Genomic DNA, 18,906 nt, shown 5'->3' with positions numbered 1-18,906 from the left:
CTGACCGATGGTGACGTTCGCGCAGGCGCAGGAGCGCGCGGAGGAGTGGGTCAACGGTGACGTGCCGTCGTACCAGCATCGTGAGGTGCGGGTGCGGGAGTTCGAGCTGGGGTTCGTGGTGTGGGCCGAGGACCGCGCCGACGGGCCGCGGTCGGACGGCGGCGCGCAGCGGCTGGTGATCGCCCGGGACAGCGGGGAGGCCACGCTGTGGCCGTCGCTGCCGGTGGGTGAGGTGATCCGCCGTTACGAGGAGGAGTACGGGCGTGAGGAGGCGGCCGACGAGCCGGTGCCGGCGCCTGCGGCTCGGGTCGATCTGAATCAGACGTCGTTCTTGCTGACTCCGCCGGAGTGGTTGCAGGACGCGGCGGACAAGTTGGGCATTCCGGATCGGCGGGCTGGTCGTGACGGGGCGTCGGAGGATGCGGCGCCTGCGGATGCGGTGCCTGCGGCTCCCGGGCCTGTGGACGCCGTGTCCGCCGGGCCTGCGGATGCTGTGCCTGCGGACGCCGTGCCTGTGGACGCCCGGCCCGCGGATGTGGCGCCCGGTCCGGTGGCTCCGGCCGCCGGGGCGGCGCTGCCGGAGACGCAGGCCGGGATTCCGGCCGGTGCGTCGGCGCCGGGTGCGCCGGGCGTGCCGGGTGTGGTGCCGGGTGCGCCCGCGGGGGCGACTCCCTGGGCCGGGACCGACACCAACGCGGACGCCGGTGAGGACCGTTCGGTGCCGCTGCCGGAGACGGTGTTCGCACCGCCGCTGAGCGGGGCCGACGACGAGACGCCGCCGCCGGTGGTGGTGCCGGACGCGAAGACGGCGCTGATGTCGGGGGGCAGCCAGCTTCCGCCCACGGCGATCGCGCCGGCGCTGGATCCGCATGCGCAGGGGCCGCTGGGCGGACCTGGGGCGCATGGTGCGCCTGGTGCGCCGGGCGCGCCGGGCGCTCCTGGCGTGCCCGGTGCGCCGGGTGCTGCGGGGATGCAGGGTGCGCCGGGCATGCAGGGCACGCCGCCGCCTCCGTCCGTGCCGCCCGCGCCGCATGGAGGCACTCCGCCGCACGGGAACACTCCGCCTCCGGCCCCGCACGGAAGCACTCCGCCTCCGGTGCCGCCGGGCAGCACGCCGCCCCCCGCGCCGCACGGGAGCACACCGCCGCACGGGAGTACGCCGCCCCCCGCCCCGCCGGGCAGCACCCCGCCCCCCGCGCCCTCCTACGGCTACCCCCAGGCCGGCGGCGCCCAGCCGCACGCGCCGAACGCAGGTGACATCGCCGACGCCGCCACCAGCAAGGCGGCCCCGCCGCCGCGTCGTGGCGGGGCCGGGGGTGCGACGCCGCCGCCTCCGCCGGGTGCGCCGGGTGTGCCCGGCGTACGTCCGGGCGGCACGCCCCCGCCGCCCGGTGCTCCTGGTGCGCCGGGTGCGCCGGCGGGCGGTGCCTACGTGCCCACCCAGCTGGTGTCGGCCCTCGGCCCCGACGGCCCTGAGGGCCCGGGCGCGCCGCAGCCTCCTGCCGCGCCGAACCCGCCAGGTGCCCCCGGCACGCCTCCGGGCGGTGTCCACCATGCCGCCACGATGCTGGCCGACCCGTCCCAGATGGGGCCTGGCGCGCCGCAGCCTCCGGGTCCTCCGGGTGTCCCGGGCGCACCCCAGCCGCCCGGCGCTCCGGGTGCTCCGGGCGCCCCGCGCACTCCCGCGTCCCCCGGCGCGCCGCAGCCTCCGGGCGCCCCGGGCACGCCCGGCGCGCAGGGTGCCGTGCACCACGCCGAGACCATGCTGGCCGCGCCCCCGGTGGGCGGCCCCGGTGCGCCTCCGCCGCCGGCTCCCGGTGTCCCGGGCGCTCCCGGTGTCCCGGGCGCCCCTCAGCCGATGCCGCCCGCGCCGGGACAGCCCGTCCCCGGTGCGCAGCCCCCGGCGTACGGCTACCCGCCGCAGGGGCAGCCGACGGTCGGGCCGGGCTACCAGGCCGTGTTGCGCTACCGCGCCCAGGACGGTTCGGAGCAGCAGCTGATCCGGCGTTCCGCGCCGGGCACCCCGCACCCGGAGTGGCAGATCTTCCACGAGCTGCGGGCGATGAACGTGCCGCCGGACCAGGTGCTGGAGCTGCACACCGAGCTGGAGTCGTGCGAGCTGCCGGGTGCCTACTGCGCGCGGATGATCCGGGAGCAGTGGCCGCAGGCGCGGATCACGAGCATCGCGCCGTACGGCACGGATCACGCGAGCCGGCAGCAGGGCATGCAGCAGCTGCTGGCCCACCAGGGCGAGCTGCACCAGGTCGCGGACGGTCCCGCGCGCCCGGCGCCGGTGCGCGCGCCGCTGCCGCCGGTGCAGCCGGTGCCGCCGATTCCGCCGGAGGGTGTGGCGCAGGAGCTGGCGGGGGCGTTCGGGCCGGGGATCTTCCGGTTCGAGCAGGCCGCGGTGTCCCGGCAGGGGGTGCCGCCGATCGTGGCGCACACCCTGGTGGTGGCCGGTCTGCCGCTCGACATGGGGCCGTTCTTCTGGGCGCAGGCCCAGCCGGGGCGCCCGGTGCCGACGCTGGCGGAGCTGGCGCAGGAGCGTGGTGTGCAGCCCGCCCCGGACGCGGGTTCGTACCTGGTGATGGGCAGCGACTTCGGCAGGGCGATCTGTGTGCAGTACGGGACGGCGAACATCGTCGCCGTTCCGGTGGAGGCCGGGCCGGGCGGTGTGCCGGTGCCGCCGCAGTTCGTGAACACCGGTCTGCCGGAGTTCGTGCGCTGCCTGGCGCTGCTGGGCCGGATGTGGCGGCTGCGGTTCGGGCTGAACCAGGAGCAGGCGGGGCGCTGGACGGTCGATTTCCAGGCTCAGCTGGCCGCTCTCGACCCGGCGGCGCTCGGCTCGCCGGAGAGCTGGTGGTCGGTGCTGCTGGAGCAGATGTGGGACGGGCTGCTGTGACATCCGTTGTGACATCCGTCTGACGGAATACGGGGAAAGGGCCTGGCCCGGTCGTGGACGACCGGGCCAGGCCCTTTTGTGGGTACGGTGCGCGCGGAGTGTCGCGTTATGTGCACTTCCTGCCGATCCATCAAGATGTGCGCGAATCGTAAATGGAAATCGTTCGTTCGTACGTCGTTTCGTGTGGTCGGTGGAGAGGGGTCCCGGGATGAGCAGCGCATCGGTGTCACCACATGGGTTCGTGCCCGTCCGGGGGCGCGGTTACCGCCCCGAGCAGGTCGACGCGTTCGCCACGGCGCTCTGCCTGGACCGTGACGCCGCCTGGGAGCGGGCCGCCCGGCTCACCGTGCTCGCCAAGGAGATGCAGGCGGAGGCGGACCTGATGCGGGAGACCGTCGCCCAGCTGGCGCCGCAGACGTACGAGGCGCTGGGGGAGCGGGCGAGGCGGCTGTTCCACCTCGGGGTGGAGGAGGCGGCGGCCGTGCGTGAGCGGGCGCGGCGCGAGGCGCACGAGCGGGTCGCGCGGGCGGAGGAGGACGCCCTGAACCTGCGTCAGAAGGCGCAGGACGACGCCGAGGCGCTCCGCGCGGAAGCCGAGGACCGTGCCCGGCACCGGCTGCTCGCGGCGCGCGCCGAGGCCGACGAGATCCGTGTCGCGGCCCGGCGCGAGGTCAAGGAGAGCCGTACGGAGGCGGTCGCCGCCCTGCGTGAGATGCGCCGGCGGACCGCCGCGCTCCTCGCGGACCAGGAGAAGGAGTTCGCCGACCGGTGGGCGGCCGCCGAGCGTGAGGCCGCGCAGAGCGCCGCCGCGGTGGACGCCTGCCACGCCGAACTGGTCGCACGCGCGGAGGCCGCGCTGAGCGAGGCCAAGGAGGCCTTCGCCGACGCCGAGCGGTCCGTGCGGAGCCGGCAGGAGGAGGCACACGCGCGTGCCGCCGAGATCGTCGCCGACGCGCGCCTGCGGGAGGAGCGCATCGCGCGGGAGACCGAGCGGGTGCTGCGGGAGCACGGGGAGCGCTGGGACGACGTACAGGCGCACATCGACCAGGTGCGCAGCAGCCTGGCGGCGCTCACGGGCGGGCGCGCTCCGGCCGAGTGAAATCCGCTCGCGTCCCCGTCCGCGTCCGCGTCCTCATTCGTTCCTTCGCACGGCGCCCGCCAGGATCCACCCCTCCACCGCCTCGTACTGACGTCGCTGTTCCTCCGCCTTGCGCCGGCCGGAGAGCACCGTGCCCAGCCAGCCGAAGGCGAAGCCGAGGGGGACGGAGACCAGGCCGGTCGTGGTGAAGGGGAAGTAGGTGAAGTCGGCCTCGGGGAAGGCGGCGACGGGGGAGCCGGAGACCAGGTTGGTGCCGGGGGTGAGGGCGAGGACCGCGAGGGCGCCGCCGATGAGGGTGGCGAGCAGGCCGGTGCGGGTGTAGCGGCGCCAGAAGAGGCTGTAGACGAGGGCCGGGGCGATGGCGGAGGCGCCGAGGCTGAAGGAGAGCGTCACCAGCGGTTGCAGGCTGCGGTGCTGGACCAGCGTCGCGAGCAGGATCGCCGGGACGCCGACCGCCAGCGCGGACAGCCGGGCGAGCGTCATCTCGCGGCGCGCCGACATCTCCTGCACGCGGGCCGCGAACACGTCGTGGGCCAGGGAGTTCGCGCAGGCGAGGATCATGCCGGCGACGGAGGCGAGGACCGTCAGGAACACGGCCGTCGCGACGGTCGTGAACAGCAGCGTCTCCGCGGTGGTCACCTCGGGTCCGAGCGCCGCCCGGGAGCCCAGCAGGTAGGCGGAGTTGCCCTGCGGGTCGGCCAGCGCGATCGCCTCGCGTCCGATCAGGGCCGTCGCGCCCATTCCGACGACCGTGATGACCAGCACGAACACGGCCACGATCGACACCGCCCAGGACATCGACCGCCGTACCTGGGGGGCGCTGGAGGCGGTGTACATGCGCATGGTGACGTGTGGCAGGCACGCCCCGCCGAGGACCACGCACAGCTGGGCGCTGATCATGTCGAGGCGCGGGTGAGGGCCGCCGGCGAACTCCAGCCCCGAGTCGAGGAACGCGGGGCCGACTCCGCTGCGTGCCGCCGCCGCGTCGAACAGGGCGGTCGGGTCCCAGTCGAACCTGTTCAGGACGAGCACGGCGACCGCGCCGCCCGAGCCGAGCAGGATCACGATCTTCAGGATCTGGATGAGGGCGGTGCCCTTCATGCCGCCGATCGCCGCGTAGGAGATCATCAGGACGCCCACGCCGATGACACAGGCCGTCTTCACCTCGTCGCCGGAGAAGCCCAGGATGAACGCCAGCAGCTGCCCGGTGCCCGCGAGCTGCACCAGCATCATCGGCAGCAGCGCGGCGAGCGTCACCAGGCACGCGGTGACGCGCACGGCCCGGCCGGGCATACGGCGGGCGAAGGCGTCGCCCATCGTGAACCGGCCCGCGTTGCGCAGGGGTTCGGCGAGCAGGAACATCAGCAGCATCAGCGACAGCGCCGTGCTCAACGCCAGGACGATGCCGTCGTGGCCGTACAGCGCGATGACTCCGCAGGTGCCCAGCACGGTCGCGGCGGAGATGTAGTCGCCCGCGATGGCCAGGCCGTTGCGCATCGGCGACAGGGAGCCGTAGCCGGTGTAGAACTCGTCGAGGTCGTCCCGGTCCGGGCCGGTCATCACGCACAGCAGCAGGGTGATGGTGGCGATGGCGGTGAACGCCACCAGGGTCATGGTCTGCGCGGATCCGCTGAGGCCGGTCATCGCGCGCCCCGCCGTCTGGCGTCCAGCTCGGACTGCTTGCGGATGCGGTCGGCGAGCGGGTCGACGTGGCGCCGCGCGGTGTGCTCGTACAGGGCGATCGCCAGCCAGGTGACGGGCAGTTGGACGAGTGCCAGGAGCAGTCCGACGGGCAGTCCGGCGGTGACGTCGGAGGTCATGAACGACGGTGCGTACGCCGACAGGATCAGGAACAGGGTGAAGTACCCGAGCGCCGTGAGGGTGGCCACGCGCCGCTGCCAGCGGTAGGCGCTGCGCAGGACGCGCAGGTCGCTGTGGTGGCCGAGCGGGGCGCGCAACTGCCGGCGCGGGCCGGCGGGCTCGGGCTGCGGAGCGACCGGCTGCCAGGGGTACGTGGGGTACGCGGGCGAGGCGCCGCCCGAGGGGTACCGCCCTCGGTTCTGGTACGGCGGTGGGAATGGGTCGGAGGACATCCCGGTGCTCCTTGCGTGACTTGGGTGCGGGACGGACCGCAGGGAGTGGGGGTGAGCGGGTGCGTGGTGCGGGGGACGCACGCTACTCGGCGCACCGGGAGTGCGCGACGGTTTCTGCAAACTGAGTGGTCGGTATGCGCTTGCTGTGTCCGTTCGGGCCTGTGATCTGCCACCCCGCGGCGGCGGATCCTAGAGCAGGTGTTCGCGTCGGTAGCGGATTCCGGGGCGGCCGTCGACGCTCGGATTCCCCACCACGGTGAAGCCGTTGCGTTCGAGTACGGTCCTGGAGGCGGCGTTGTCCAGCGTGGTGACCGCCGTGAGCGCGCGCAGCCCGTACGTCGTCGCGGCCGTCCGGCACACCAGCCGGACCGCCGCCGTGGCGACGCCCCGGCCCGCGGCGCGTTCCCCCACGCGGTAGCCGAGTTCGGCCGAGCCGTCCTCGACGTCGACGAGGTTGATCCGGCCGGCCAGGTGTCCGTCCTCGTCCAGCACGACGTGGAAGTGGCACACCCCGGCGTCCTGTTCGGCGAGCAGCGCGCGGAGCCGGTCGGGGAACTCGGCGAAGTAGGCGTCCCCGCGGTCGGGAATCGTGCGGGCGAAGTACCGCCGGTTCTCGCGCTCGAAGGCCAGCAGCGCGTCCGCGTGGTCGGCCCGCAGCCGCTCCAAGGTCACCATCCGCCCAGAGTATGACCGCCCGTCACCCCGGGGCCTTCGCTTTTCGTGGTGCCTCGGTCCTCCTCAGTTCTCCGTGAGGACGGGGAACCGGCGCGGTGCCAGCACCAGCAGCACCAGGAACGCGAGCGCCGCCGCGCCCGCCGCGCCCAGGTACACGGCGTGCACCGCGTCCGCGATCGCCCGCCTGGTCGTCTCGGACGCGGCGCCGGTGCCCAGCCCGCGGGCGACGGAGTCGAGGTCGCCGACGCCGCCCAGCCGCGCGGCGAGCACCCCGTTGGCGATCGCGCCGAAGACGGCGGCGCCGATCGTCTGGCCGGTCTGGCGGCAGAACAGCACCGACGCGGTGGTCGTGCCGCGTTCCGCCCAGCCGACCGTCGACTGGACGCCGACGATCAGCGGCAGCTGGAACAGGCCCAGGGCGCCGCCCAGGAGCAGCATCAGCAGCGTGGGCTGCCAGGCCTCGCCCGGGTACGGCAGGAACGGGAACGCGAACAGGAACAGCGCGGCCGTGCCGATGCCCAGCATGGCCGTGTTGCGGAAGCCGATCCGGCGGTACACGTGCTGGCTGAACGCCGCCGACACCGGCCAGCTGAGCGTCCACACGGAGAGCACGAAGCCGGCGGCGACGGGGGCGAGGCCGAGCACCGACTGGGCGTACATCGGCAGGAACACCGTGGGGGCCACCATCAGCAGGCCCAGAGCGCCCAGAGCCAGGTTGACGGCGGCGATCGTACGGCGCCGCCACACCCACCCGGGGATGATCGGCTCGGCCGCCCGGCGCTCCACCAGCACCACGACCACCAGCAGCGCCAGGCCGGTGCCCAGCAGCGCCAGCGACGGCGCCGACAGCCACGGCCAGGCCACCCCGCCCTGCACCAGCGCGGTGAGCAGCACCCCGCCGCAGGCGAACACCGCGAGGGCGCCCGCCCAGTCGACACGCGCGCGTGGAGCCCCGTTCTCCCGCGCGGGCTCGTGCAGGTGGCGGACGATCAGCCAGAGCGCGAGTCCGCCGACGGGCAGGTTGACGAGGAAGATCCACCGCCAGTCGGCGTACGTGGCGAGCAGTCCGCCCACGCCGGGGCCCGCGACCGCGGACACCGCCCACACGGTGGACAGCTTGGACTGGATCTTCGGGCGTTCCTCCAGCGGGTACAGGTCGGCGGCGAGGGTCTGCACCGTGCCCTGGAGGGCGCCGCCGCCCAGGCCCTGCACGACGCGGAAGGCGATGAGCGCGGCCATGTTCCAGGCGAGCGCGCACAGCAGGGAGCCCAGCAGGAAGACGGACGCGCCGACGATCAGCACGGGCTTGCGGCCGAAGGTGTCGGACAGCTTGCCGTAGACCGGCAGGGTGACGGTGACGGCGAGCAGATAGCCGGAGAACAGCCAGGAGAAGACGGAGAAGCCGCCGAGGTCGCCGACGATCTGCGGGACGGCGGTGGAGACGACGGTGGAGTCCAGCGCGGCGAGCGCCATGGAGAGCATCAGCGCGGCGACGACCGCGCCGCGCCCGCGTGTGCCCCGCGGCCGGCCGGCGGCGGCCTCGCGTGTGCCGGTGCCGCCCTGGCTCACCGGCTCGGTGTTCCCCTGGCCCACGGGATTCCTTCCCCTTGCACCTATCTGCCGGAGGACAGCTTGGCACTTGCGCCTGACGTAGCGGGAGAGCGGAGGGTGGGTGGTCCGAAGGATGGACGACGACCCCGAGGCGGAGTCCGTCTGCCGGGGGAGAGCCCCTAGGGGTTCCTCCACAGAACTGCTCGGGGAAGCTTCGTCCCGGCGGAGGACGAGGAGGGGCGGGACCGTCCTTAACCTGGCTTTACGCCGCTGAGGGCGCCGCCGACACCGGCGTACCGCAGCTTCGGGGGTGGGGTTTTCCCCCGTAGAGGACGGGGCTGAGCACCATCGATCGGCACCCCCTCCTGCCGTGAGACTCATCCGCGTAACCACTTCGTACGAGCCCCACCGGCTCGGTGCGAACCATCAGTTGACCGACATAGGAGACATACCGTGACATCGGCTGTGACCATTCCCAGGCACGGGGGCACTGGAGGGCGTACGGCCGTTGCCGCGCGGGCGCGGCAGGTCGTCAAGGCCTATGGGTCCGGGGAGACCCGCGTCGTCGCCCTCGACCATGTCGACGTGGACATCGCCCGGGGCCAGTTCACCGCGATCATGGGCCCCTCGGGGTCCGGCAAGTCCACCCTGATGCACTGCCTCGCCGGGCTCGACACCGTGACGGCCGGTCAGATCTACCTGGACGAGACCGAGATCACCGGTCTGAAGGACAAGAAGCTCACCCAGTTGCGGCGGGACCGGATCGGGTTCATCTTCCAGGCGTTCAATCTGCTGCCGACGCTGAACGCGATCGAGAACATCACGCTCCCCATGGACATCGCCGGCCGCAAGCCCGACAAGGAGTGGCTCGCGCGGGTGGTGGACACCGTCGGCCTCGCCGGGCGGCTCAAGCACCGGCCGACCCAGCTGTCCGGCGGTCAGCAGCAGCGCGTGGCCGTGGCCCGGGCGCTGGCCGCGCGGCCCGAGATCATCTTCGGTGACGAGCCGACCGGAAACCTCGACTCCCGCGCGGGCGCCGAAGTCCTCGGCTTCCTGCGCCGCTCGGTGGACGACCTGCGCCAGACCATCGTGATGGTCACGCACGACCCGGTGGCCGCCTCGTACGCCGACCGCGTGCTCTACCTCGCCGACGGCCGGATCGTCGACGAGATGTACAACCCCACCGCCGAGCAGGTCCTGGACCGCATGAAGGACTTCGACGCCCGGGGGCGTACGTCATGACCGTGCTGAAGACCTCGATGCGCAACTTCTTCGCGCACAAGGGCCGGATGGCGCTGTCGGCCGTGGCGGTGCTGCTGTCGGTGGCGTTCGTGTGCGGCACGCTGGTGTTCACGGACACCATGAGCACCACGTTCGACAAGCTGTTCGCCGCCACCGCCTCCGACGTCACCGTCAGCGCCAAGAGCTCCTCGGACACCGGCGAGACCACCTCCCAGACCGGCAAGCCGCCCGTGATGCCCGCCTCCGTCCTCGACGACGTACGGCGCGCGCAGGGCGTGAAGTCGGCGGAGGGGACCGTCTTCTCGACCTCGGTGACCGTCGTCGACGGCGACAAGGACAGCCTCTCGCCGTCCAGCGGGGCGCCGACCATCGTCGGCAACTGGAACACCAACGACGCCCGCACCATGGAGATCACCTCCGGCGCGGCCCCCAAGGGCGCCGACCAGATCATGGTCGACGCGGACACCGCCGACCGGCACGGCCTGAGGCTCGGTGACGAGATCGGCGTCATCACGGCCGTCGGCACGCACCACGCGAAGATCTCCGGCATCGCCGACTTCAGCGTCACCAACCCCGGTGCCGCGCTGTTCTACCTGGACACCAAGACCGCCCAGCGGACCCTCGTCGGCGAGAGCGGCGTCTACACCAACGTCAACGTCACCGCCGCGAGCGGTGTCACCGACGCCCAGCTGAAGAAGAACGTCACGGCCGCGCTCGACGGCGGCTACAAGGTGCAGACGGCCAAGGAGGTCGCCGACGCCAACGCCGAGCAGGTCGGCGACTTCATGGGCGTCATGAAGTACGCGATGCTCGGCTTCGCCGGGATCGCCTTCCTCGTCGGCATCTTCCTGATCATCAACACCTTCTCCATGCTGGTCGCCCAGCGCACCCGCGAGATCGGCCTGATGCGGGCCATCGGCTCCAGCCGCAAGCAGGTCAACCGGTCCGTGCTGGTCGAGGCACTGCTGCTCGGCATCGTCGGCTCGGTGCTCGGCGTCGCCGCCGGCGTGGGACTGGCGATCGGGCTCATGAAGCTCATGGGCCAGATGGGCATGGAACTGTCCACCGACGACCTGACGATCGCCTGGACGACCCCGGCGCTCGGCCTGGTCCTCGGCGTCGTCGTCACCATCCTCGCCGCCTACCTCCCGGCCCGCCGCGCGGGCAAGGTCTCCCCGATGGCCGCGCTGCACGACGCGGGCGCCCCGGCCGACGCCAGGGCCGGTGCCGTACGGGCCGTGATCGGCCTGCTGCTCACCGGCGCGGGCGGCTACGCCCTCTACCTGGCGGGCTCCGCCGACAAGGCGAGCGACGGCTCACTGTGGCTCGGCGTCGGCGTGGTGGCCTCGCTGATCGGGTTCGTGATCGTCGGACCGCTGCTCGCCGGCGGTGTCGTGCGGGTGCTGAGCGTCGTCCTGCTGCGGGCCTTCGGCCCGGTCGGGCGCATGGCCGAACGCAACGCCCTGCGCAACCCGCGCCGGACCGGCGCCACGGGCGCCGCGCTGATGATCGGGCTCGCGCTGGTCGCGTGCCTGTCGGTGGTCGGCTCCTCCATGGTGGCCTCCGCCACCGACCAGCTCGACAAGACCGTCGGCACCGACTTCATCGTGCAGAACGACCAGGGGCAGCTGATCACGCCGCAGGCCGTGCAGGCGGTGAAGGACACCCGGGGGCTGGAGCGGGTCACCGAGTACAAGCTGCTCGACGTCACACTGACCACGCCCGACGGGAAGACGTCCAAGGGCGAGACGATCAACGCGGCCGACGCCTCGTACGCAGAGGACCTGCGCACCGAGACGGTCGCCGGCAGCCTCGCCGACGCCTACCGGACCGACTCGATGTCCGTCTTCGAGGGCTTCGCGAAGGAGCACGGGCTCAAGGTCGGCTCCAAGGTCGAGGTCGACTTCGAGGACGGCGGCACGGCGGCCCTCACGGTCCGCGCGATCACCAGTGACGACGTGGTGATCGACAAGGGCGCGATGTACGCGTCGATCGCCACGGCCGCCAAGCACATCCCGGCCGACCGGATGCCGCTCGACTCGCTCGTCTTCGCCTCGGCGAAGGACGGACAGGAGGACGCCGCCTACGCGGCCCTGAAGACCGCGCTGGACGACTACCCGCAGTACACCGTCCGCGACCAGACCGACTACAAGGAAGCGCTGCAGGACCAGATCGGGCAGCTCCTGAACATGATCTACGGCCTGCTGGGCCTCGCGATCATCGTCGCGATCCTGGGCGTGGTGAACACCCTGGCGCTGTCGGTGGTCGAACGGACCCGGGAGATCGGCCTGATGCGGGCCATCGGCCTCTCCCGCCGCCAGCTGCGCCGGATGATCCGCCTGGAGTCGGTCGTGATCGCCCTGTTCGGCGCGCTGCTCGGCCTCGGGCTGGGAATGGGCTGGGGCGCCACCGCCCAGCAGCTGCTCGCCCTGGAGGGCCTGAAGGTCCTCGACATCCCGTGGCCGACGATCGGCGGGGTGTTCCTCGGCTCGGCCTTCGTGGGCCTGTTCGCCGCGCTGGTCCCGGCGTTCCGCGCGGGCCGGATGAACGTCCTGAACGCCATCGCCACCGACTAGGGCGTGCGGACACTCCCTAGCCCTCGCGTACGGGGGTCGCGGGGCGGAGCCCGGTGCCGGGGAGCGGTCGCTCTCCGGCACCGGGTGTTTCGTCGTGCGGATGTTCCAGGGAGCCGGGGTGGCACGGGGAGGGCGCGCGTGCGGCGGGCCTCGTTCGGGCGGCGGCGCCGTCCACAGGGGAGCGCGTTGTCCACAGGCCCCGCGGCGGTCGCCGCACCGTCGTACGCTGGAGACCCCCCGGCCGTATCACGCGTCGGGCCATTCGCGTTGCCCATCACCGGACGGAAAGCCTTTCCATGAGCCTGCACGGTCTGCTCGACGCCGTCGTCAAGGACGCCGCCCTAGCCGAAGCGATCAAGGCTGCCGCGGACGGCAACCGGATGCACGTCGACCTGGTCGGCCCCCCGGCGGCCCGCCCCTTCGCGATCGCCGCCCTGGCCCGCGAGTCCGGCCGCCCCGTGCTCGCGGTCACGGCCACCGGCCGCGAGGCCGAGGACCTGGCCGCGGCCCTGCGCACGCTGCTGCCGCCCGACGGCGTGGCGGAGTACCCCTCCTGGGAGACCCTGCCGCACGAGCGGCTCTCCCCGCGCAGCGACACCGTCGGCCGCCGCCTCGCGGTGCTGCGCCGCCTGGCCCACCCCAGCCCCGACGACCCGGAGACCGGCCCGGTCTCCGTCGTCGTGGCGCCCGTCCGGTCCGTGCTCCAGCCGCAGGTCAAGGGCCTCGGCGACCTGGAGCCGGTGGCGCTGAGGACGGGGCAGACGGCCGACCTGAACGACGTCGTGGAAGCCCTCGCCGCCGCCGCGTACGCTCGCGTGGAGCTGGTCGAGAAGCGCGGCGAGTTCGCCGTGCGCGGCGGCATCCTCGACGTGTTCCCGCCCACCGAGGAACACCCCCTGCGCATCGAGTTCTGGGGTGACGACGTCGAGGAGATCCGCTACTTCAAGGTCGCCGACCAGCGCTCCCTGGAGGTCGCCGAGCACGGACTGTGGGCGCCGCCCTGCCGCGAACTGCTGCTGACGGACCAGGTGCGGGAGCGGGCCGCCGCCCTCGCCGAGCAGCACCCCGAACTGGGCGAACTCCTCGGCAAGATCGCCGAGGGCATCGCCGTCGAGGGCATGGAGTCGCTGGCCCCGGTCCTCGTCGACGACATGGAGCTGCTGATCGACGTGCTGCCCGAGGGCGCCATGGCCGTCGTCTGCGACCCGGAGCGGGTCCGCACGCGCGCGTCGGACCTCGTCGCCACCTCCCAGGAATTCCTCCAGGCCTCCTGGGCGGCCACCGCCGGCGGCGGCGAGGCCCCCATCGACGTCGGCGCGGCCTCCCTGTGGTCCATCGCCGACGTCCGCGACCGGGCGCGCGAGCTGGACATGATGTGGTGGTCGGTGTCGCCGTTCGCCGCGGACGACGCCCTGGAGGACGCCGACACCCTCAAGCTCGGCATGCACGCCCCGGAGACCTACCGCGGGGACACCGCCAGGGCGCTCGCCGACACCAAGGGCTGGCTCGCCGACGGCTGGCGCACCGTCTACGTCACCGAGGGCCACGGCCCCGCCGCGCGGACCGCCGAGGTGCTGGGCGGCGAGGGCATCGCGGCCCGCCTGGAGGCCGACCTCGGCGAGATCTCCCCGTCGGTCGTGCACGTGGCGTGCGGCTCGATCGACAACGGCTTCGTCGACCCGGCGCTCAAGCTGGCCGTCCTCACCGAGACCGACCTGTCCGGGCAGAAGGCGGCCGGCCGGGACGGCGCCCGCATGCCCGCGCGGCGCCGCAAGACGATCGACCCGCTCACCCTGGAGCCGGGCGACTACATCGTCCACGAACAGCACGGCGTCGGCCGGTACATCGAGATGGTGCAGCGCACCGTCCAGGGCGCCACCCGCGAGTACCTGGTGGTGGAGTACGCCCCCGCCAAGCGCGGCCAGCCCGGCGACCGGCTGTACATCCCGACCGACCAGCTGGAGCAGATCACCAAGTACGTCGGCGGCGAGGCCCCCACCCTGCACCGGCTGGGCGGCGCCGACTGGACCAAGACCAAGGCGCGCGCCAAGAAGGCGGTCAAGGAGATCGCCGCCGACCTGATCAAGCTCTACAGCGCCCGCATGGCCGCCCCCGGCCACACCTTCGCGCCGGACACGCCGTGGCAGCGCGAGCTGGAGGACGCCTTCCCCTACGCGGAGACCCCCGACCAGCTCACCACCATCGCCGAGGTCAAGGAGGACATGGAGAAGTCGGTCCCCATGGACCGCCTGATCTGCGGCGACGTCGGCTACGGCAAGACGGAGATCGCCGTCCGCGCCGCCTTCAAGGCCGTCCAGGACGGCAAGCAGGTCGCGGTGCTCGTGCCGACGACGCTGCTGGTGCAACAGCACTTCGGCACGTTCAGCGAGCGGTACGCGCAGTTCCCCGTGAACGTGAAGGCGCTGTCCCGCTTCCAGACGGACACCGAGGCGAAGGCCGTCCTGGAGGGCCTGCGCGAGGGTTCGGTGGACGTCGTCATCGGCACCCACCGGCTGTTCTCCTCCGAGACCAAGTTCAAGGACCTCGGCCTGGTCATCGTCGACGAGGAGCAGCGCTTCGGCGTCGAGCACAAGGAGCAGCTGAAGAAGCTGCGCGCCAACGTGGACGTGCTGACGATGTCGGCGACGCCGATCCCGCGCACCCTGGAGATGGCCGTGACCGGCATCCGCGAGATGTCGACGATCACGACCCCGCCGGAGGAGCGGCACCCCGTGCTCACCTTCGTCGGCCCGTACGAGGAGAAGCAGATCGGCGCGGCCATCCGCCGCGAACTGCTGCGCGAGGGCCAGGTCTTCTACATCCACAACCGGGTCGAGTCGATCGACCGCGCGGCGGCCCGGCTGCGGGACATCGTGCCCGAGGCGCGCATCGCCACCGCGCACGGCCAGATGTCGGAGTCGGCGCTCGAGCAGGTCGTCGTCGACTTCTGGGAGAAGAAGTTCGACGTGCTGGTGTCGACGACGATCGTCGAGTCCGGCATCGACATCTCCAACGCCAACACCCTGATCGTGGAGCGCGGCGACACCTTCGGTCTCTCCCAGCTGCACCAGCTGCGCGGCCGGGTCGGCCGTGGCCGCGAGCGCGGCTACGCGTACTTCCTGTACCCGCCGGAGAAGCCGCTGACGGAGACCGCGCACGAGCGGCTGGCGACCATCGCCCAGCACACCGAGATGGGCGCGGGCATGTACGTGGCGATGAAGGACCTGGAGATCCGCGGCGCGGGCAACCTGCTCGGCGGCGAGCAGTCCGGTCACATCGCCGGCGTCGGCTTCGACCTGTACGTGCGCATGGTCGGCGAGGCCGTGGCCGACTACCGGCGGCAGCTGGAGACCGGGGAGATCGAGGAGGAGGCACCGCTCGAGGTCAAGATCGAGCTGCCCGTCGACGCCCACGTCCCGCACGACTACGCGCCGGGCGAGCGGCTGCGCCTCCAGGCGTACCGCGCCATCGCCTCCGCCAACACGGAGGAGGACATCAAGGCCGTACGGGAGGAACTCGTCGACCGCTACGGCAAGCTGCCGGAGCCGGTGGAGAACCTGCTGCTGGTGGCCGGGCTGCGGATGCTCGCGCGCGCGTGCGGTGTCGGCGAGATCGTCCTGCAGGGCACCAACATCCGCTTCGCGCCGGTCGAGTTGCGGGAGTCGCAGGAGCTGCGGCTCAAGCGGCTGTATCCGGGCACGGTCATCAAGCCCGCGGCGCACCAGGTGCTGGTGCCGCGGCCGAAGACCGCGAAGGTCGGCGGGAAGCCGCTGGTCGGACGGGAGCTGCTGGCCTGGGTCGGGGAGTTCCTGACGTCGGTGCTGGGGTCGTAGCGGCTTCTCGCAGTGGCCGGGACGGGGCGGCGTGACGCGAAGTCATGTCTCGTCCTGTCCCGGGCCGCGCCCGCGGCACATCGGTGAGGCCGTCTCGTCAGGGGGCGCGGAACAGCATCGCCGCCAGCGTGCGGAACACCTCCTCGGGGTCCCGGTCGCCCACCGGGCCGTCCAGGTTGTGGCCGAGGAGCAGCGTGGCGAATCCGTGCGCCAGGGACCAGGCGGCGACGCCGGCGAGCCGGGCGTCGTCGCCGCGGTGCTCGGGCCGTACGCCGGAGACGGCCTCGCGCAGGGCGTCCCCGGCCAGCGTGCGCGCGGTGGTCAGCTCCAGGTCCTCGGCGCGCAGCAGGTCCGGCGCGAACATCACCTGGAAGTGGGCGGGGTGCTCGCGGGCGAAGCGCACATAGCGCACACCCGCGTCCTTGAGGTCGCCCGCCTCCCGGATCGCCGTCGCGAGCAGGCCGAACCCCTCGGCAGCGATGGCCGTGAGCAGCCCTGTGCGGTCCTTGAAGTGGTGGGCCGGCGCGGCGTGCGAGACACCGGCCCGGCGGGCGAGATCACGCAGGCTCAGCGCGGAGGGGCCGTCGGCGGCGATGACGTCCAGCGCGGCGGTGAGGATGGCGCGGCGCAGGTCGCCGTGATGGTAGGGGCGGCGGGAGGAGGCCCGGGGGGCTCGGGAGGCCGGTGCGCCGTCCGTGCTCTCGTGGCCTGCGGCGGGCTGCTGTGCGGGGCTCATGGGATGCAGCGTACTCCGATCTAGGCATTGACAAGTTGCGGGCGGCCCGGCAATCTAGACAGTGTCAAGTTACGCGAGGGTGTGACGGGGGTCGTGTCATGTCGCAGTACGTGGATGAAGTGGGCGCCGAGGGTGTCGGTGGCGCCGAGGTGATCGAGCCGGCGCGAGCGCGTCAGCTCTGGCATCTGCTGGAGCCGCTGCACGCGGTGCTCTACTACGCGCCGGAGGCCTTCGAGGAGGCGGCGGCGCTCGGCTTCGACACGCGGGAGCGCTGGCCGAGCTACTTCCCCTTCCGTGCCGCGCCCTTGGGGCCGGTCGGCAGCCGGGCGGTGGCCTCCGCCTTCTACAGCTTCGCGCCCGCCACGGTCGCCGAGCACATCGACCCCGCGTGGCGGGTCGCGAGCCCGGCGGACGTGCTGGCGGCGAGGTGGCGCGCGGTCGACCGCACGTACCGCGCGCTGTTCGGTGACCGCCTCGACGGCCCGGACCTGGCGGAGGCCGCCGCTCTCGCCCGGCGCGCGGCCGAGGCGGCGAACACCGCGGGCCGCCCGCTGGCCGCGGCCAACGCCGCGCTGGCCTGGCCCGAGGAGCCCCACCTCCAGCTCTGGCACGCGGCGACGATCCTGCGTGAGCACCGCGGCGACGGCCATGTCGCGGCCCTCCTGGTGGCCGGGCTCGACCCCGTCGAGGCCCTGGTGTCCTTCGCCGCGATCGGTGCCGCGCCCGTCGAGCGCTTCGCCGGCCGGGGCTGGAGCGAGCAGGAGTGGTCGTCCGCGCGTGACCGCCTGGCCGCCCGTGGCCTGGTCGACGAGAAGGGGACGGCCAGCGACGCGGGCCGCGAACTGCGCGACCGCGTGGAACGCCACACCGACCAACTGGCCACCGCCCCCTGGCGGTCCTTGGGCGAAACGGGCGTCGAGCGCCTCTCCGGACTGCTCGGCGACTACTGGGTCGGCGTCCTGGCCTCCGGCCTGCTGCCGTCGGAGAACACCCTGGGGATAGGCAAGGTGTGACGGGGGCGCAGGGCCCGGTTTCACGGAAACCGCCCGCGAGGGCGGGCCTTCGCGGGCGGTTCTGGTCCAGGTGGTGTTCCAGCGGGCTGCCGCCGGGTGGTCGCCCCGCAGCCGGCCGGTGTCCTCCGACGGTCCGATGGTCTACTGCTGCTGATCGGGCCTGTCGCGGTCCATGCCGAGCTGGCCCTCGATGCGCTGCTGGGCCTGGTCGACCTGACCTTCGTACTTGTCGCCCGTCCTCTCGTTGACCTTGCGCTCGGCCGCGTCGGACGCCTGCTTGGCCTTGTCCCGCGATGCCTGATGGCTCTTGAACCTGTCGAAGATGCCCATACAGAGCTACTCCTTCCGGCTATGACTCAAAACCGACGATACGCCCGGCATGTCGCGTATGCCGAGTCGGGCCCCGGTGTGGTCTGAACCTGTGTGCGGCTACCGTGACACCAGGCTCGACGGAAGGGGCGCGCGGTGAGGCGTCTTGGGGGTGGCACGGCGGCGGTCGCCGTGGGCGTACTGCTGGGAACCCTGACCGGCTGCACCGGGTCGCCCCCGGGAGCCGGCGGCCCGCAGGAGACGGCCGCTGGCGGACCGGCCCTCGCGGCCGTCGAATCCCTGCCCGTCAAGGGCCGCGCACCGAGGACCGGCTACGACCGGGACCGCTTCGGCAGCCCCTGGGCGGACACCGACTCCAACGACTGTGACACCCGGGACGACATCCTCCAGCGGGACCTCGCCGACGTCCGGTTCCGCGAAGGACACTGCGAGGTGGCCTCCGGCACGCTGGACCCCGACCCCTACACCGGCAAGGACGTCACCTTCGTCCGGGGCCGCAGCCAGGTCGACATAGACCATGTCGTCGCCCTGTCCGACGCCTGGCAGAAGGGCGCCGGTGCATGGGACCCCAGCAAGCGCATCGCCTTCGCCAACGACCCGCTCAACCTTCTCGCCGTGCACGCGGGCACCAACCGTGCCAAGGGAGACGGCGACACGGCGACCTGGCTGCCGCCGAACAAGGCCTACCGGTGCCCGTATGTCGCCGCGCAGGTCGCCGTGAAGAAGAAGTACGGGCTGTGGGTGACCTCCGCGGAGCGGGCCGCGATGCGACGCGTGCTCTCCCGCTGCCCGGACCAGGAACTGCCCTCGGGCGGCAACCCGACGAAGGCACCGCCGAGGTTCCACGCGGACTGAG

At 72.9% G+C, this 18,906-nt stretch carries 13 protein-coding genes; 7 read left to right on the top strand and 6 right to left on the bottom strand.

Annotated elements, in window-relative coordinates:
• Nucleotides 1-7: 7 nt before the first annotated feature.
• Both AMK31_RS17065 and AMK31_RS17060 read left to right on the top strand, forming a co-directional pair.
• Nucleotides 8-2,902, top strand: coding sequence for an SUKH-4 family immunity protein (locus AMK31_RS17065; RefSeq protein ID WP_073941394.1), 2,895 nt, complete (start codon nt 8-10; stop codon nt 2,900-2,902).
• Between the two features lie 208 nt (nt 2,903-3,110).
• A complete protein-coding gene (locus AMK31_RS17060) occupies nt 3,111-4,001 on the top strand; it encodes a cellulose-binding protein (RefSeq protein ID WP_073941393.1) in 891 nt (296 codons plus the stop codon).
• Nucleotides 4,002-4,034: 33 nt separating this feature from the next.
• Here AMK31_RS17060 and AMK31_RS17055 read toward each other — a convergent pair whose 3' ends face one another.
• The 4 genes from AMK31_RS17055 to AMK31_RS17040 form a co-directional block, all read right to left on the bottom strand.
• A complete protein-coding gene (locus AMK31_RS17055; protein WP_073941392.1) occupies nt 4,035-5,645 on the bottom strand; it encodes a sodium/solute symporter in 1,611 nt (536 codons plus the stop codon).
• A complete protein-coding gene (locus AMK31_RS17050) occupies nt 5,642-6,094 on the bottom strand; it encodes a DUF485 domain-containing protein (RefSeq protein WP_073941391.1) in 453 nt (150 codons plus the stop codon). Before AMK31_RS17050 ends, AMK31_RS17055 begins: the two co-directional genes overlap by 4 nt.
• A 189-nt stretch (nt 6,095-6,283) precedes the next feature.
• A complete protein-coding gene (locus AMK31_RS17045) occupies nt 6,284-6,769 on the bottom strand; it encodes a GNAT family N-acetyltransferase (RefSeq protein WP_073941390.1) in 486 nt (161 codons plus the stop codon).
• A 63-nt stretch (nt 6,770-6,832) separates the two neighbouring features.
• A complete protein-coding gene (locus tag AMK31_RS17040) occupies nt 6,833-8,338 on the bottom strand; it encodes an MFS transporter (RefSeq protein ID WP_107468658.1) in 1,506 nt (501 codons plus the stop codon).
• Nucleotides 8,339-8,773: 435 nt separating this feature from the next.
• Here AMK31_RS17040 and AMK31_RS17035 point away from each other — a divergent pair, with 435 nt between their 5' ends.
• The 3 genes from AMK31_RS17035 (at nt 8,774) to mfd (ending at nt 15,971) form a co-directional block, all read left to right on the top strand.
• Nucleotides 8,774-9,562, top strand: coding sequence for an ABC transporter ATP-binding protein (locus tag AMK31_RS17035; RefSeq protein WP_073941388.1), 789 nt, complete (start codon nt 8,774-8,776; stop codon nt 9,560-9,562).
• Entirely contained in the window at nt 9,559-12,138 is a 2,580-nt protein-coding gene (locus tag AMK31_RS17030; protein WP_073941387.1) for an ABC transporter permease, read from the top strand. Before AMK31_RS17035 ends, AMK31_RS17030 begins: the two co-directional genes overlap by 4 nt.
• Nucleotides 12,139-12,434: 296 nt before the next feature.
• The gene (gene mfd, locus AMK31_RS17025) at nt 12,435-15,971 is read left to right on the top strand and encodes a transcription-repair coupling factor (protein WP_073941386.1); all 3,537 of its coding nucleotides are present in this window, start codon (nt 12,435-12,437) and stop codon (nt 15,969-15,971) included.
• A gap of 97 nt (nt 15,972-16,068) precedes the next feature.
• Here mfd and AMK31_RS17020 read toward each other — a convergent pair whose 3' ends face one another.
• Nucleotides 16,069-16,707, bottom strand: a complete 639-nt coding sequence (locus tag AMK31_RS17020) for a TetR/AcrR family transcriptional regulator (protein ID WP_079186853.1) — start codon at nt 16,705-16,707, stop codon at nt 16,069-16,071.
• A gap of 98 nt (nt 16,708-16,805) precedes the next feature.
• On the opposite strand from AMK31_RS17020, the gene AMK31_RS17015 reads away from it, so the two are divergent.
• The gene (locus AMK31_RS17015; RefSeq protein ID WP_073941385.1) at nt 16,806-17,720 is read left to right on the top strand and encodes an SCO6745 family protein; all 915 of its coding nucleotides are present in this window, start codon (nt 16,806-16,808) and stop codon (nt 17,718-17,720) included.
• Between the two features lie 141 nt (nt 17,721-17,861).
• Here AMK31_RS17015 and AMK31_RS17010 read toward each other — a convergent pair whose 3' ends face one another.
• A complete protein-coding gene (locus AMK31_RS17010) occupies nt 17,862-18,050 on the bottom strand; it encodes an antitoxin (RefSeq protein ID WP_073941384.1) in 189 nt (62 codons plus the stop codon).
• A gap of 135 nt (nt 18,051-18,185) precedes the next feature.
• On the opposite strand from AMK31_RS17010, the gene AMK31_RS17005 reads away from it, so the two are divergent.
• On the top strand, nt 18,186-18,905 hold the full coding sequence (locus tag AMK31_RS17005; RefSeq protein ID WP_073941383.1) for an HNH endonuclease family protein: 720 nt from the start codon (nt 18,186-18,188) through the stop codon (nt 18,903-18,905).
• Nucleotide 18,906: the final 1 nt, after the last annotated feature.

Origin of the sequence: Streptomyces sp. TSRI0107 (genome assembly GCF_001905845.1) — a bacterium.
Lineage (GTDB): Bacteria > Actinomycetota > Actinomycetes > Streptomycetales > Streptomycetaceae > Streptomyces.
The sequence above is the reverse complement of the archived record's forward strand: the minus strand, read 5'-3'. Positions and strand labels throughout refer to the sequence as shown.